Source organism: Enterobacter cloacae complex sp. P47BA, assembly GCF_014930485.1.
GTDB lineage: Bacteria > Pseudomonadota > Gammaproteobacteria > Enterobacterales > Enterobacteriaceae > Enterobacter > Enterobacter bugandensis.
The window spans coordinates 1-13629 of record NZ_JADBRF010000027.1 but is presented as its reverse complement, the minus strand read 5'-3'; the positions used below and the strand labels follow the sequence as shown (position 1 = coordinate 13629).

14 protein-coding genes and 2 riboswitches are annotated in these 13629 nt (G+C 44.0%); of the genes, 7 read left to right on the top strand and 7 right to left on the bottom strand.

What is annotated here, in order from left to right:
- Nucleotides 1-8: 8 nt before the first annotated feature.
- From thiD to IM299_RS21245, 5 genes are all read right to left on the bottom strand, one after another.
- Nucleotides 9-809 carry a bifunctional hydroxymethylpyrimidine kinase/phosphomethylpyrimidine kinase gene (gene thiD, locus IM299_RS21265; protein WP_193358073.1) on the bottom strand — a complete coding sequence of 267 codons (801 nt, stop codon included), beginning with the start codon at nt 807-809 and terminating at the stop codon, nt 9-11.
- Nucleotides 806-1576, bottom strand: a complete 771-nt coding sequence (thiM, locus tag IM299_RS21260; RefSeq protein ID WP_193358072.1) for a hydroxyethylthiazole kinase — start codon at nt 1574-1576, stop codon at nt 806-808. The genes thiD and thiM overlap by 4 nt, the downstream gene beginning before the upstream one ends.
- 35 nt (nt 1577-1611) lie before the next feature.
- Nucleotides 1612-1708: riboswitch (TPP riboswitch) on the bottom strand.
- 277 nt (nt 1709-1985) lie between these two features.
- The gene (locus IM299_RS23020) at nt 1986-3446 is read right to left on the bottom strand and encodes a DEAD/DEAH box helicase family protein (RefSeq protein ID WP_227013211.1); all 1461 of its coding nucleotides are present in this window, start codon (nt 3444-3446) and stop codon (nt 1986-1988) included.
- A 120-nt stretch (nt 3447-3566) separates the two neighbouring features.
- The gene (locus tag IM299_RS21250) at nt 3567-3893 is read right to left on the bottom strand and encodes a hypothetical protein (RefSeq protein WP_080337719.1); all 327 of its coding nucleotides are present in this window, start codon (nt 3891-3893) and stop codon (nt 3567-3569) included.
- A gap of 894 nt (nt 3894-4787) precedes the next feature.
- Complete coding sequence (locus tag IM299_RS21245; RefSeq protein ID WP_047173552.1) at nt 4788-4994, bottom strand: hypothetical protein; 207 nt, start codon at nt 4992-4994, stop codon at nt 4788-4790.
- Between the two features lie 185 nt (nt 4995-5179).
- On the opposite strand from IM299_RS21245, the gene IM299_RS21240 reads away from it, so the two are divergent.
- The 4 genes from IM299_RS21240 (at nt 5180) to IM299_RS21225 (ending at nt 8594) form a co-directional block, all read left to right on the top strand.
- Complete coding sequence (locus IM299_RS21240; RefSeq protein WP_045345137.1) at nt 5180-5530, top strand: hypothetical protein; 351 nt, start codon at nt 5180-5182, stop codon at nt 5528-5530.
- Between the two features lie 280 nt (nt 5531-5810).
- Nucleotides 5811-6368: a recombinase family protein gene (locus tag IM299_RS21235; RefSeq protein ID WP_193358071.1), complete on the top strand. Its 558-nt coding sequence runs from the start codon at nt 5811-5813 to the stop codon at nt 6366-6368.
- A gap of 449 nt (nt 6369-6817) precedes the next feature.
- Nucleotides 6818-7600: a hypothetical protein gene (locus IM299_RS21230; protein ID WP_193358070.1), complete on the top strand. Its 783-nt coding sequence runs from the start codon at nt 6818-6820 to the stop codon at nt 7598-7600.
- A gap of 172 nt (nt 7601-7772) precedes the next feature.
- Entirely contained in the window at nt 7773-8594 is an 822-nt protein-coding gene (locus IM299_RS21225) for a hypothetical protein (RefSeq protein ID WP_193358069.1), read from the top strand.
- Nucleotides 8595-8714: 120 nt separating this feature from the next.
- Here the strand turns inward: IM299_RS21225 and IM299_RS21220 are convergent, their stop codons facing one another.
- Both IM299_RS21220 and IM299_RS21215 read right to left on the bottom strand, forming a co-directional pair.
- On the bottom strand, nt 8715-10184 hold the full coding sequence (locus IM299_RS21220) for an ATP-dependent endonuclease (protein ID WP_193358068.1): 1470 nt from the start codon (nt 10182-10184) through the stop codon (nt 8715-8717).
- Nucleotides 10185-10331: 147 nt separating this feature from the next.
- Complete coding sequence (locus IM299_RS21215; RefSeq protein ID WP_193358067.1) at nt 10332-11633, bottom strand: tyrosine-type recombinase/integrase; 1302 nt, start codon at nt 11631-11633, stop codon at nt 10332-10334.
- 67 nt (nt 11634-11700) lie between these two features.
- Nucleotides 11701-11797, bottom strand: a riboswitch (TPP riboswitch).
- A gap of 418 nt (nt 11798-12215) precedes the next feature.
- Between IM299_RS21215 and IM299_RS21210 the strand changes: the two genes are divergently transcribed.
- The 3 genes from IM299_RS21210 to IM299_RS21200 are packed head-to-tail and all read left to right on the top strand — an operon-like array spanning nt 12216 to nt 13489.
- On the top strand, nt 12216-12665 hold the full coding sequence (locus IM299_RS21210; RefSeq protein ID WP_193358066.1) for an STM2901 family protein: 450 nt from the start codon (nt 12216-12218) through the stop codon (nt 12663-12665).
- On the top strand, nt 12659-12985 hold the full coding sequence (locus IM299_RS21205) for a DUF1493 family protein (protein WP_047959075.1): 327 nt from the start codon (nt 12659-12661) through the stop codon (nt 12983-12985). Before IM299_RS21210 ends, IM299_RS21205 begins: the two co-directional genes overlap by 7 nt.
- Nucleotides 12986-13003: 18 nt before the next feature.
- Nucleotides 13004-13489, top strand: coding sequence for a type VI secretion system tube protein TssD (locus IM299_RS21200; protein ID WP_193358065.1), 486 nt, complete (start codon nt 13004-13006; stop codon nt 13487-13489).
- The last annotated feature ends 140 nt before the right edge of the window (nt 13490-13629 follow it).

Here is a 13629-nt window from a genome sequence, read left to right as displayed (position 1 = left end):
ATACTGGGTTACCACCACGCATGAAAATGATGAACCGGCCCAATACCGTGACCGACTTCCAGAGTATCGGCTTTTGCCAGCGCCGCCGACAGCCAGGTTTTCGCTTCTCGCACCGTATCAGCCCAGCCGTCATGCCGCGGGCGCAGCGCCGCCAGCGCGGCGGAGAGGGTGCACCCCGTGCCGTGGGTGTTTTTGGTCTGTACGCGCGGAGCCGTAAAACGTTGCTCGCCGTCGCGGGTAAAGAGCCAGTCCGGGCTTTCAGCGTCATCCAGATGACCGCCTTTCATCATCACCGCCCCGCAGCCCATCGCCAGCAGCGCATACCCCTGCTCTTTCATTTCACGTTCAGTTTTCGCGTGCGACGTGCCTAACAGCGCGGCGGCTTCCGGCAGATTGGGCGTGATGAGCGCCACCTGCGGCAGCAGCTTATTGCGCAGCGTCTCAACGGCGGAGGCGGAGAGCAGCGGATCGCCGCTTTTTGCCAGCATGACGGTATCCAGCACCACGTTTTGCACCTGATAGCGTTTAAGCCGCTCGGCCACCGCCTCCACAATATCCGTCTCGGCCAGCATGCCGATCTTGGTGGTATCAATCCGCACGTCGCTGAACACCGAATCCAGCTGCGCGGCAACAAAATCCGGCTCGATACGGTAGACCGACTGCACGCCGCGCGTGTTTTGCGCTACCAGCGCGGTAATCACCGAGCAGCCGTACGCGCCAAGGGCCGAGAAGGTTTTCAAATCGGCCTGGATGCCCGCGCCGCCGCTGGGGTCGGTACCGGCAATGGTCAGGGCGTTAATCCGCTTCATGCCTGCTCCTCCAGCGTGTAGAGCGCGTCGAGGAGCGCGCTGGCAAAACTGCCCGGGCCACGCGACTGCGCAGCGGCGACCGTTCCGGCGCGCTTCATCCATCCGCAGGCGGCGGCAACGTTATCCAGCCTGTCCCCCGGCAGCGAGCAGCTCGCCGCCACAACGGCAGAAAGCGCGCACCCGGTGCCCACTACGCGCGTCATTAACGGGTCTCCGCCCGTTACCGTTCGGGTCCGTTCTCCGTCAGTGATGTAGTCCACCTCGCCGGTGACCACCACAATGGCATGGGTCTGGCGGGCCAACGCCTGAGCGGCAGGCAACGCGCTGGCGGCGGTGTCGGTGGTATCAACGCCGCGCCCACCCGCGCTCATTCCGGCCAGAGCCAGGATTTCGGAGGCGTTGCCGCGAATGGTGGTCGGGTTCAGGGCCAAAATTTGATGGCAAAAACGGGTTCGGAACGTCAGGGCACCCACCGCAACCGGGTCCAGCGTCCAGGGTTTGCCTGCCGCCACCGCGCTTTCAATGGCACGACGCATCGACTGGGCGCGCGGTGCGGTCAGCGTGCCGACGTTGATTAACAGCGCATCGGCTATCGCGGCAAACTGTTCGGCCTCTTCGGCCTCAATCACCATCGCCGGGGATGCGCCAAGGGCCAGCAAAACGTTGGCTGTAAAGGTCTGTACGACATCGTTGGTCATGCAGTGGGTCAGCGGAGAACGGGTACGGAAGTGGTGTAAAACGTGTAAATCGAGCAGGTCAGGCTGCATGGGTTCGCTCCTGCCTTGCGTGAAGAAGCGATGACCGGGAAGGCATCTGACTTCCCTACGCTGGCATTATCCAGATCAGGTAATACGGGTATTTCTCAGCCTTCACAAGGAAGGGCACCCCGAGTCATGAAGATTGAATCTCTATACTTTTTGCCAGCTTAGGGGAAGTTGCTTGCTGAAGCAAGCCCGCCCGTCCGGTTATCGCTTCTTCACGCTGTACCCCAGCTTGTACCTCAGTTTGTACCCCACCACAGAAACAAAAAAAGGAGCCGTTAAGCTCCTTTGTGACATAACCCAAGATCTCATGGATTCCGAGATTCAGTTTTGCGTTCTGTTTTTCTACGTCGTTCAAAGGTGCGGATTACATCCCAGATAAACAGGAACAGCACATACCAGTAAAGCGCGGTGATCATACGCAAACCTCTTGGTTCCAATAGCTTCGAACTGTTCTCAGAGACACACCCATCGCTTCAACCGTTTCCTTCGGTGTTAGCCCTTGCGCCTTGTATTCCAGAACCTTCAAACACGTTTCATGCTGCTTTCCAGCTTTCTTGATTCCAAGGCATTCGATGGTTGAGCCAGGGAAGTAATGGGTTTTGAGGTATTCCGCTGCCGCCATGTCGGGAACGACAAACACGAGAGAGTGATCGGTATCAGTGTTGCGAATGGATGTTCGGCTAAGAAACTGGTAGCACCGTTCAAAATACATTGCCTGGCGCTTCTTCTCCATCACCGTTTCAAAATCCCAACCGATACGTTCGCAATAGTCAGCCCATCGCTTACGGTCTTTATCGCCCAGATTTGCACATCCGAGGAACACGGCACAATGAATGCTCTGATAGCTGTTCATCCCGTAGCTGGACATTGAAACGTCAACACCACCCATGCGATCACCAAGCTCAGTGAGTCCGATGGTCTGGAAGTCGCAGATGGTTTTGTCCTTGTTAGTGGCGAAGATAAAATCCTTCCCAACAATCTGCTTTATCTCGTTCAGATGATTGTTAAAGACATTAGCAAGCTCTGACTGTCCCGCTCTTTTGATATCTTCTGAGAGGACAACCACCATCTTGATAGGCACGTTCTTATGCTTGCGTCTCTCGGGTTCTGGCTGAAGGTGTTCCCCGGCTTCCAGTACTGCGATTTGAGCAACGTTCTCAGCCATCCATACAAACCCACTGCGATCTACACCAGCGCCAAGCACAGTGAAGTTCTTCGCCCACGTTGCGGCCTTCAGTATCGGATTAAAAGTGTACCCAAAGAAGCTGAATGAAGAATCACACTCGGTATGCATCACGCCACCGCCGTCGAGGGCCACGTATAGCACTTTCTTAAGATTGTCACTGTTAGCGTGCTTCTCATGGTAATACTTGTACAGATTGTCGTAGTGCTCTTCGCGCAGGTACAGCAGCCCGTTTCGCTCTTCCAGCCATTCCAGGAATGGGAAGTTTTCTGCCGTCCTGTCAGCATGGCGGATCGTCGCTTCTGCTCCAAACCAACCATCAGGTATCTCATCTACCACCACATTGTGTTCTGCCAGTAGAGAGCGCATCTCAGGATTGAACGTAGCGAGGTGGCAGTAGTTGGTGAAACATTCGTGGGTGGTTATCACCACATTTGTCTGGAAGTTATCAGCCAGGGTGCTTTTCAGGTTGAGAGTCGCCCCTTCAACGAAAATGTGATGGTTTGGGATTCTCAAGAGATTCAGATCTTGCTTGAACTGCTCGGCTAAAGCGTGGGTTGGTACTACGATTAAGAACTTTTCTGGGACAGCTTCGAGATTGAAGCTGAGAATGTACTCTTTCAGACGGTGGCTCTTTCCTGAGCCGCAAATCGCATTAACAAAGTTTACTACTGGTTTCTTTTGGGTCATTCGGTTCCTCTCGGTTTAGGACTGCTGTTATTAACTCACTCACCAGCGCGGCGGCTGATTTGTCTTCACGGTTGGCACGTTCAATCAGCGCCTTGTGGATGTCATCAGTGAATCGGATATTCATTTTGTTTTTTCCTTTCGGTATTCATCAAATCGAGCGAGTGCATCAGCAAACAGTTTTTCACGTTCCGCGTATTTGCGTTTTCTGGCTACGTTCATAGATGCATAGATCACTTCACGAGTGACTTCGCCATTGACCAGTTCATTAAAAACCTGGTCACTACTAAAATATTTCAAAGCAATGTTCCTCCTGCTTAGCAACTCATCGAGAATGAGTATTGTGTATATTCCAGACATGACAAAACCCCCACACCGTTTACCCGGAGGAGGCATGAAGATAAAGTCATCAGAGTGGGCATTTGTTAGAGAAGTGAAGATATCCCTCACTTAATACCACCTTACCATGAAACGAACGTTTTGTCAAGTTATTTATTAACTTTCAACAAGATACTATCAAGGAGTGTATGGAAAAGTTGCTCTCCCCACATACATCATGGTTGTCCGGTAGCTTCACTGACTCGGCTACCATCTTATCTATATTATTAACAATGAAATTTCCGGCTTAATATGCAAGTAAGCCGATCTTATGGCTACGCCATTTGCACAAGTAACCTGATACAGAGGATGCAGAAAAGTCTAAAGGTACTTTAGAGTTATTTGCATCTTCGGTAAAAGTGGAGGCTTACAATGGAACACTGAAAGTGTGTAATGGTGCATAAACTCATTTTCACAAGAGTAACTTGCACAATGGATTCATGGACGAGGTGTACGAGTACATAACACAGTAAATAATCAATATTTACTATTTAAATAGTAGTTAATGGTTTTTTAGGTATTAATGTTCGTTATGTGAGTACTGCGAGCATAGCAGATTTTCTTTACAGGAAAATAGCTTCTGAGTAATAACATCAGGTACAAAGGTTACTTTCCTGTAATCGATATCTTCCATGCTCCGCATTACATGCTACTCATGCAGCATACTTTTCATGGTCGCAGTGCTCTGCATGAAACAACACTCCAGAAAGCCGGAAAACTCCTCATGACTAACAGGATGTAAATAACCTATAAACAACCACATTTGATAGATATAACCTATCATAATTCCCCCCTTATTATTCATCTTCTAACGCCTTTACGAAACTTTTATCCTTCCATCAACTTTCAACAAAGCCTTATTCTATGCGGCTTACAGCTAAATCAATGACGAATCATTAAGTGCTAATACTAAGCAACCGTTCTTTCTTGCGTTGTTAAAATAAGCAGCGCTTTTTATTCCCACTTTTACTCTGAACTACTGGTGTTGAAAGTCTTTGCATACGGGCACTGCTCTTTAGTGACGTAGGTGAAAACATACTGGCTGTTCTCATAGGTGCAAAGCGTCTTGCCATTCTCCGTTTTTTCCTGCTGCGGATCTGTCATTGTGATTTGTCCTGCCATCACCAACTGTGAAATCAGCAGTCCCGATATCACCAATATTGATTTCTTCATAAGCCTCACCCCAGTTGACTGTTATCGCCGAATGTCACAGTGCTCAGTATTTGTACAATAGCAGTGTATTACCCACATCGATCGATTTTACTGATCTATAAGATCGATTTAATTAATGAAAGTGGTAAGATACGGTAATGCGCTAACAGCGACTTGTCACCAAATCAAACAAGAAAAGGAAGACCATGAAAAGATTGATTCTCGCGTCACTGATCGTTCTCCCCTTCGCCTCAAGTGCAACCACATTCACCTGTAAGGCGATCCAGGAAGGGCAGATCGATTCTGGTAGCCAAAAATCTTCAGTCGAAACTCGCCTTGATGTGCAGGACAAAAGTATGAAGGTGAGCATGGGTGGTAAAACCTGGCGGCTCGGTTTCTTGGGTGAGAAAAGTATTGCGAAGATGTACGCCACGCCAGACGGAGGGATTGCCGTCACATACATCGACAATGGGAGTGAGCCTATTTTCGTTATGCGCCCCACAAACAATGATGGACAGACTGCTGTCTACACGCTCAGCCTGTGCTCTGAGATGTAAACAAAGGCGTGAGTAATCACGCCCTATATATTTGCTCGACCCCAACATTCAAACTGCAACGAGTTTTTGAGCCAATCACCAGCCTCGTGATTATCATTTCCATATACATTTGCTCTCAGTCCCGAGTCCTAAACCTCTATTATCCAGTCTCAAAACGATCTCCTTATAAGACCACACCGACGTAACGACAGAATGCGGCTTCGCTTTGTCTCAAAAGGTTGATCTTTAATTTTGGGACGGCTATGGTTTTGATACTACCTTTTGAGACTTAGAGAACATCATGACAACTGTGATCGGATATGTGCGAGTTTCCACAAGCGACCAAAACGTTGAAAACCAGAAGCAGCAGATAGCCGATGCTGGTTATAGCGTTACTCGCTGGTTCAGTGATGAAGCGGTGAGTGGTGCAGTCAAGGCAAGTGAACGTCCAGGGTTTGGTAAACTACTAAGTTATGTGCGAGAAGGCGATACGCTGATCGTGATTGCCATAGACCGCCTGGGGCGTAACACGATTGATGTTCTTTCCACTGTGGAAATGTTGCAGACGAAAGGCGTGAAAGTTGTCAGCTTGCGTGAAGGGTTCGACCTGTCAACGCCCGTTGGCAAAGCGATGCTTACCATGATGGCAGGACTCGCCAGCCTTGAGAAAGACCTGATAGCAGAACGCAGAACAGCGGGTATTAAGCGTGCTCAGTCTGAAGGTAAGCATTGCGGCAGACCTATTAAAGCAACTATTGAACAGGTACGAGAGCTGTTAGCGCAGGGTCTACCGCCAGCAGTAGTGCAACACAGGTTAGGTATCAGCAAAGCCACCTTCTACCGACTAAAGACCTTCTAATCTACATCACTGATATTTAAGGATTTTGGCTAATCAGGCAGGTGGAAGGAAAAGTTAGAGCTTAGCAGTTCAAGCAACAAGATAACTTATTCTCAGTAGTAGCGACTAAGGATGCTAAATAAGTACAAGTAGTTAACTACTAAAGTTTGTCTCATTTGCGCATACCCAAAAGAGATATCATTTCATTGATATTTGGGACGCTTACCAGACTTAAACGTGTTACGTCAAAAAATTCTTGTTTAGCACTGAATTCATTCGCATTATTTGTCATACGTAGCCCCCTGAACAATTCCTGCAAAAGTTGAGGCGCAAATAGACTATGTGATTGTCTGGAATGAGCGAGAGGTAAGGTTCTGAACAACGCATGGAAAATTCTGAATCTCCAGCGTGCTTGGTGGGTCACTTTTGCGGTAATATATTATGGATAGCCACGTTGAAAGGATAAGTTCATGAGTATTCGCAGCCAGTTAGAAAAATTCGACAAGAAAAAATCTCCGGCAAGAATTAGTCTTAATTACGAAAATGCAATAAATTATGACATTTACTCAGTTTATATAAAGCACCCTCTAACGGGAGAACAGTACCTATTTAAAAGTTATCATAATGGCTTGATTCAGGTAAATAAATGGAACACTGAAAGCGAACGTTTTGATATCGCAGATGAAATAAATCCTGCTGAACTAACTGAAGACTCATTTTCAGGAACGTTTTTTTACAAGGCACATCAGGCTGAATTTAACTCGCTTAAGGATTTAGTTTGGTGGCGTGAGTGGTGCTATAAACGCCGGGCTGAATGGGAAAACTTCAATCATAGCCGTGCAAAATATCGTTATCGAATGAAACAACATAAAATCGAAAGACGAATGCTTGTTCTTGATGCATTAATTGACCTGTATCTTGATAAAGATGAACAAACGCCAGTTCCATTCATTAATTTAATGAACAAGGTTTATTCCAGCTTATGGATATATCATGATCAATCAGAGAGAATGAAAAAAGAGGTTCGTATGAGTTTGAGCGCGTTTGAATCGACCGCCGATGTGATCCGGAATGATAATTTTAACTACACTCCTACTGGGAAATCGCTATTGACGCAAGAAAAATATCTGGATGATGAGAAAAAGTACAAAGAGTTAAAAGCGATACAAGTTAGAATGTTTTGGGCTGCGGTAGCATCATTTGTGGCTGCACTCGGAAGCGCATGCGCAGCTTTCATGGCGTTGCCAAAATAATAATCATACGATTGATTGACATAAAATAGCAATTCGGATTTTAAAATTGCTTGTATTCATAAAGCATTTATGAAATCCAAAGGTGCAGTACTAAGCCTTAATGGTATACTAAGCAAAGTGCAAGAAATGTATTGCAAGCGACTGATATTGATAAATTTATCGTGGGGTTTATATGTTAGGTGCATCGTTTCAACAATTTTCGATAGAAGCACTTCTGGCAAGTGCTTCATTACGTGGTGGACTGACAGCATTAAATAAATGTAAATACAACGATAAGGGCAGTTTCTATAATGCCTTTTTCCAATTATCTATAGGTTTGGAACGTTTCTTTAAAATCATTTATGTCGTTCAATATATGATTGAAAATGATTTAAATAAACCCACATCTAAGCAACTACGTAATATAGGCCATGATATAAGTTCATTGCATGCAAATGCTGTGTCAATTGCTTTGGAATATAAGTGGCATGACAAAGATTTATGGACGTTAAATGATGAGCAAACGGAAATATTAACGATGTTATCCGAGTTCGGTAAAGAAACACGTTATTATAATTTAAATACGATTGTTGAAGACAAGAAAACAATTAATGACCCTCTTGAACAATGGCACGACATCCTCGAAAGTTGTTATTGGAAACATATATCACCCGCTAAAAGAGAACGATTGGGCAAAGAGGTCATTGCATGGGCTGATAGGAACAAAATGTATGGTTACACATATGATTTTGGTCTTGATGGTCACATTATGACGTACGTCGATCAGTATCTACTGAACTGGAAAGTAAACAAGATCTCGCCATGCATTGTATGGGAAATAATTAGTATGCTACAACCTTACTACTTTCTGCTAATAAAATTAAGAGATGCTACACAGATGAAAGAAGAAGAACAAGGAATTAAGGATCCTTTAGTACCCTATTTTCATGAGATATTCCCATATTTTCTTTTAGACTGTTCAAGAGCAAAAAAACGTAGGAATTGGTTTATTTAGTGAGAACCCATTTTCTTAAAATAATGGCTATAGTTTTAATCTCAAAAGGGCATTGTAAAATTTAATGCCCTAACAAGTTCAAAAATCATCGTTAAGTTTAACTATAGAAACCCGTGATATTCATCCACCAGTTCTTATTAACTCGATCGGCCTTTCCCAAAAAGCCTCATTCTCTTCATTAAAGATATCCATCATTCCTGTTCTGAGCAATAACTCTGATGTAAAATCGAGTTTCTGACTCAATGTGGAAAAATACACATGATGGTCACATGCTGAATTTAAAACACTTTTAATTTCTTTATTGATTCTGTCTACATCAAACCTTACCAATTGACATCTTTGCCTAAGAACTGAAACTAAACGTTCAATGTTTTGAGCGATATAGTGGAAAACACAGACATCTGGATATGTATCACCTAAAAATGCTGCATTTTCTGATAACTTCTCAGTCCCAAGTCTTTCTCGGACATCTCCATCTACTAATGCTACTGACTTCACAGTAACAGTTTCATTCAAGTTATGGAATTCATTCACTTTTAATAAGTTTGGGTAACCACCTGCGGCATATACTTTAATTGATGGGGCTAAGTCAGCAGCATACCATCCGATCGCATTTTCAACCCACTCTTTTGCAAAGTTATCTTCCACATACACAACTCTTGTTTGGTGGACTGTTCCTGTAATAGCGCGTAAGCTCTCGATATTTAACTTCCCATTCCAAACCCGTTTATTTATTGAAGCCCAAACAGCTTCGGCTGGCAATTCATTTACAGCTTCCTGAGAATGGGTGGTAAACACGATCTGAAGTTTTTTTCTTTTAGAAACGTTCAAAAGATAATTTACCAGTGCTCTAACAGCAACTGGATGCAAACCATTTTCTAATTCTTCTATTAAAACAAGAGCATTATCATCGGCATTTTCTATTCGATCAATCGTTTCAATTATTGATGCTTCACCAGCTCCAAAATGAAATTGAGAATAGTCTGCACCTGTAGTTGCTGCTCCAACATACATTTTTGAGTTGTTATCATTTTTCTTGCATATTACCCTGTAATGGCTCAAATCTTTATCGAGAACAGCACCTGCATATTTTATTGTATTATTCAATAACTTTTTATCGATAAAATCAGTTTTATCTCCTGCTATAAACTGTTTGAAACGACTAAGCTCACCAGCAGGGACTGTCCTCTGAATTTCAATGTAGACAACCTGTCTTTGTGGAAAGTTATCCCTGCGCCATCGGGATTGTTTGAACTTAGCAGTCCGACTTATATTTTTATCCTTTAACAGGGGTTTGTCAGTCATCTCCAAATCAATTTCCCACTCACTCATTGACTCATCACCAATAAATGCCTTTGGAAAAAACTGTCCTGGTTTAATTGATTTATATCCAAGGGCCACTGCACCTAAGATAGTAGACTTACCACCGCCATTAGTTCCGATCAAAGCTGTAACTGGTGATCTGAATTCTACTTTTTCATCGATGAAACCACGTACATTCTTTAACCTTACACTTTTTACATACTGATTAAATCGATTATCGCGAACCTTATCCATTTCTATTTGAAGTTCATTAGGGGACGGTCTCATAATTACTCTCCTTGATAAATACAAAATGGCCTTTTATATAAATTTCACTATGTGAGCATATACCCTGGAAACAATTCGCACAACTGGTTTAATCGTCAGATTTGAGATGAATATCTTGAATTAAGAAAAATCATCTGCTCTTTATATTTACAACCAATCTAAACCATCAATTACATAGCAAACTGAGAGTAATGGGAACTTATGCAAATAACGTTTAGTCATCCCGCCGCTCTTCTCATGTCCCACCGTCTGTTGTAGGTGCAAGATGTTTTTCACCCAACCAGCCATTGCAGCAGAACAGACCGAGTGACGAATAGAATGCAGCAACCGCCGCTGTCCATAGTCGTCCAGATAAGGAATACCCAACTGATCTCGAACATCAGCAAAGACTTTACCGATCTTAGTCATGTTTGTACCTGCCACTTCTGAAAAAATCCGCTCTTTCCACTGGCGATCAACGTAATCCATGAAACCCCATTCGATTAACTTACGGTGGATAGCAACCTGCCTTGTAGCGTTCTCAGTTTTCCCCTGCCCGCCTTCGGCAATCAGGAAATAGTAACGCTGGCTATCTTCGTCGAATTTAATCTGTGACTTCTCCAGCTTTCCTATCTCGCCTCTTCTCGCTCCCGTGTATGCCAATAACAATGTGATCCATTTTTGCCAGTTGTCGGGCTGCTTAAGCGCCCACCCTACAAACTTTTTCATCTCCGCTGTGCTGTATGCACCAAATCTCGCTTTCGATGGTGCAGCCACTACGCCATCAGTTGGCAACTTAGGTAAAATGTCTTTGCTTTCTGTGAGGAAGGTTTTGAAGAGTGATTTATACAGCTTGAGGTGCTTATGGATAGCCTCAACGCCTACCAGTTGATCCGGTGGAACATCATCGCACTCGATCAGTTGCTGGATGGTCATTGAGCGGTAGGGCTGAACAACGCGCTTAGGGAGATTTTCAACCACTTCCATCACCTGCTTAATGTCCTGCTTGGTGATCGACGCTACATCAGTTTCCCCTCCCAAGACAGTTAGCAACACTTCCATGTAGCGCTCATTTGCCATTGAGATCGATTTCGTCCAGTTTCTCCCCTTTTCGTCTTTGTACATAGCCCACGCATCCGAGAGGGTTAGCACTTTTTCCGGTTCGGCTGGCGGTTGAGATTCCACGATTTCAACAGGAGGAGCTATCTGCTGGTGGGACAAAAGTGGATTTCTCGCAACCTTACGTTCTGACGCAATCAGATTAGACAAAAATGATTCGAACACGAGAATCGGCGTAGCTAATGATTTAACAAAAGAAATATGCGGAGTAACGCCAATCATCAAAGCAGATGCTTCACGATAGCTGTCAGTGAGGAGGGATTTCTTATATATCCTGCCATTGGAAAGCCGGATTTGCAGGTAGTAGTTACCGTTTCGCTGAAACGTGTATGGAAGAGTTCTGTACCTCATGATTAAGCCCTTTTTGTACCTCAAGTGCATTCAGCACGGACAAAAAGAGATGCAATCTCATGATAAGTAGGCCAAATTTTGGCCCCCTACGCTGGCATTATCCAGATCAGGTAGTACGGGTATTTCTCAGCCTTCAACGAAGAAGGGCACCCCGAGTCATTTGGTAAGCATTAGCTTACTTTTTGCCAGATTAGGGGAAGTTGCTTGCTCAAGCAAGCCCACTCTTTCGGATAATGATTCTTCACACAAGGCAGGAGCGAAAGACTTCGAGTGCTCAGAAAGAACAACGACATTCTATTACTCACTGTCTTTTTAGTTAAACAACTATAAGGTCCTTCACAGAAAAGAAAATAATTAACATTGTAAGAGATGGTATTGAGCAGTAGCTAATGAATTCTCTTCTCTTTCCCTTATATAATTCACTGGTATGCGACTATCTCAATGTATAGCCTGCACACATAACCTTTATCATTTAGCCAACAGCACTTTGATTTTAAGTACCTTTTCATAAAAACAGCTTCCCCTTTGTACTTGCACGCGGTACGATTAATCAACATGTTACCTGAAACTAAAGGGTTACTGATGGATACAGTTGAAGAATTAAATGGAACATATTTCTATCGTGGCGTATGCAATATCACTGCAGGAGAGTTATTTTTTTGGATTTTACTGGATAGAGTTAATGATCAATTTGGCGGAATTAAAGATTTTATTTCAATGAGCTGTATTATTCTGGGTCTGCCATTATTAAAAACAAGAGGTAAACCTTACGGAACCACAGCGGGTACGTCAATAGCATCAAAATACCTTCGCCAACTTCTTAACACTGAATTACCTGTAAGACTTCCAACTCTTACAGAAGCGAGCATAACAACACTTAAGCCTAAATATGTTACTAACCTGGGCGCTTTTGTAGGGCGTGGATTACCTGTTGTTGGTTGGGCTATAGTAGCGAGCGATATTAGTCAAATCGTTTATAAAACCGTTCGTGACTACAACACAATCGCACACGAGAAAGATCGCATATGGTAACAGATCAGGAAGTTTTAGAGCTATTCCGTAAAGAGTTACCTGTGTTAGGTACATTCACAGGAAAGCTGATACCGTTAGAGCTTGATGATATTCTTCAAGATTATGCAGACGATGATGATTTAATTTATTGCATTAATAAATACGACAGTTTTTTTAATGTTGACATGTCAGCAATGAATTATCAGAAATATTATCCGTGGTTTAGAACGTGGTTCTTTAGAAGATGGTTTACTGATAAACCAGTTAAGCAAATCTCAAAACCTCTTACTGTAAGGATGTTTGCAGAATCGGCTAAAGCAGGAAGATGGTTATACGACTAACAGCAAGGAGCGTTAAAAATGGCTGTACCAGTACATTTGATTTTAAAAGATGATGGTGGATCTCAGATCATGGGGTCTTGTGACGTTCATGGACGTGATGGAAGCATAGAACTACGTAGCTTACAGCATAGCGTGATCATTCCTACAGACAATTTAACAGGTAAAGTAACAGGAAGCCGACAACATTGCTCATTCAATTTCACTAAAGAGATTGACAGTTCATCACCCTATCTGTTTAAAGCTGTTGCAACGGGGCAGACTCTTAAAAGCGCTGAGTTTAATTTCTATCGTATCAACTACAGCGGGCAAGAGGAAATTTACTACACCATTACACTAGAAAATGTGAAAGTAGTTAGCTTTAGCCCTGTGATGCACGATACCCGAACGGCTACGGGTACAGGCCATATGGAAGATGTGTCTTTAGCTTATGAAAAGATCACTCACCTTTATAAAGATGGCAATATCTTGCATTCCGATGCCTGGCATGAAAAGAGACAAGCTTAGCATAACCCACTCTAAATATGGGGCTATCATGCCCCCTCTTCTAAACTCTCCATTTCGTATAACAATGAATCGCCACAGGTTTAACAGACACCTCAGAGTCATTTAAGATGGCTTAAAGAGAGGTGCCCATGAGCGGTAAG

Excerpts from the sequence above, each read along its gene's own strand:
- IM299_RS21220 (WP_193358068.1), bottom strand. The coding sequence starts at position 10,184 with ATGAGACCGTCCCCTAATGAACTTCAAATAGAAATGGATAAGGTTCGC.
- IM299_RS21245 (WP_047173552.1), bottom strand. The coding sequence starts at position 4,994 with ATGAAGAAATCAATATTGGTGATATCGGGACTGCTGATTTCACAGTTG.
- IM299_RS21205 (WP_047959075.1), top strand. The coding sequence starts at position 12,659 with ATGGTAACAGATCAGGAAGTTTTAGAGCTATTCCGTAAAGAGTTACCT.
- thiD (WP_193358073.1), bottom strand. The coding sequence starts at position 809 with ATGAAGCGGATTAACGCCCTGACCATTGCCGGTACCGACCCCAGCGGC.
- IM299_RS21210 (WP_193358066.1), top strand. The coding sequence starts at position 12,216 with ATGGATACAGTTGAAGAATTAAATGGAACATATTTCTATCGTGGCGTA.
- IM299_RS21225 (WP_193358069.1), top strand. The coding sequence starts at position 7,773 with ATGTTAGGTGCATCGTTTCAACAATTTTCGATAGAAGCACTTCTGGCA.
- IM299_RS21235 (WP_193358071.1), top strand. The coding sequence starts at position 5,811 with ATGACAACTGTGATCGGATATGTGCGAGTTTCCACAAGCGACCAAAAC.
- IM299_RS21230 (WP_193358070.1), top strand. The coding sequence starts at position 6,818 with ATGAGTATTCGCAGCCAGTTAGAAAAATTCGACAAGAAAAAATCTCCG.
- IM299_RS21200 (WP_193358065.1), top strand. The coding sequence starts at position 13,004 with ATGGCTGTACCAGTACATTTGATTTTAAAAGATGATGGTGGATCTCAG.
- IM299_RS21240 (WP_045345137.1), top strand. The coding sequence starts at position 5,180 with ATGAAAAGATTGATTCTCGCGTCACTGATCGTTCTCCCCTTCGCCTCA.
- IM299_RS21215 (WP_193358067.1), bottom strand. The coding sequence starts at position 11,633 with ATGAGGTACAGAACTCTTCCATACACGTTTCAGCGAAACGGTAACTAC.
- thiM (WP_193358072.1), bottom strand. The coding sequence starts at position 1,576 with ATGCAGCCTGACCTGCTCGATTTACACGTTTTACACCACTTCCGTACC.
- IM299_RS23020 (WP_227013211.1), bottom strand. The coding sequence starts at position 3,446 with ATGACCCAAAAGAAACCAGTAGTAAACTTTGTTAATGCGATTTGCGGC.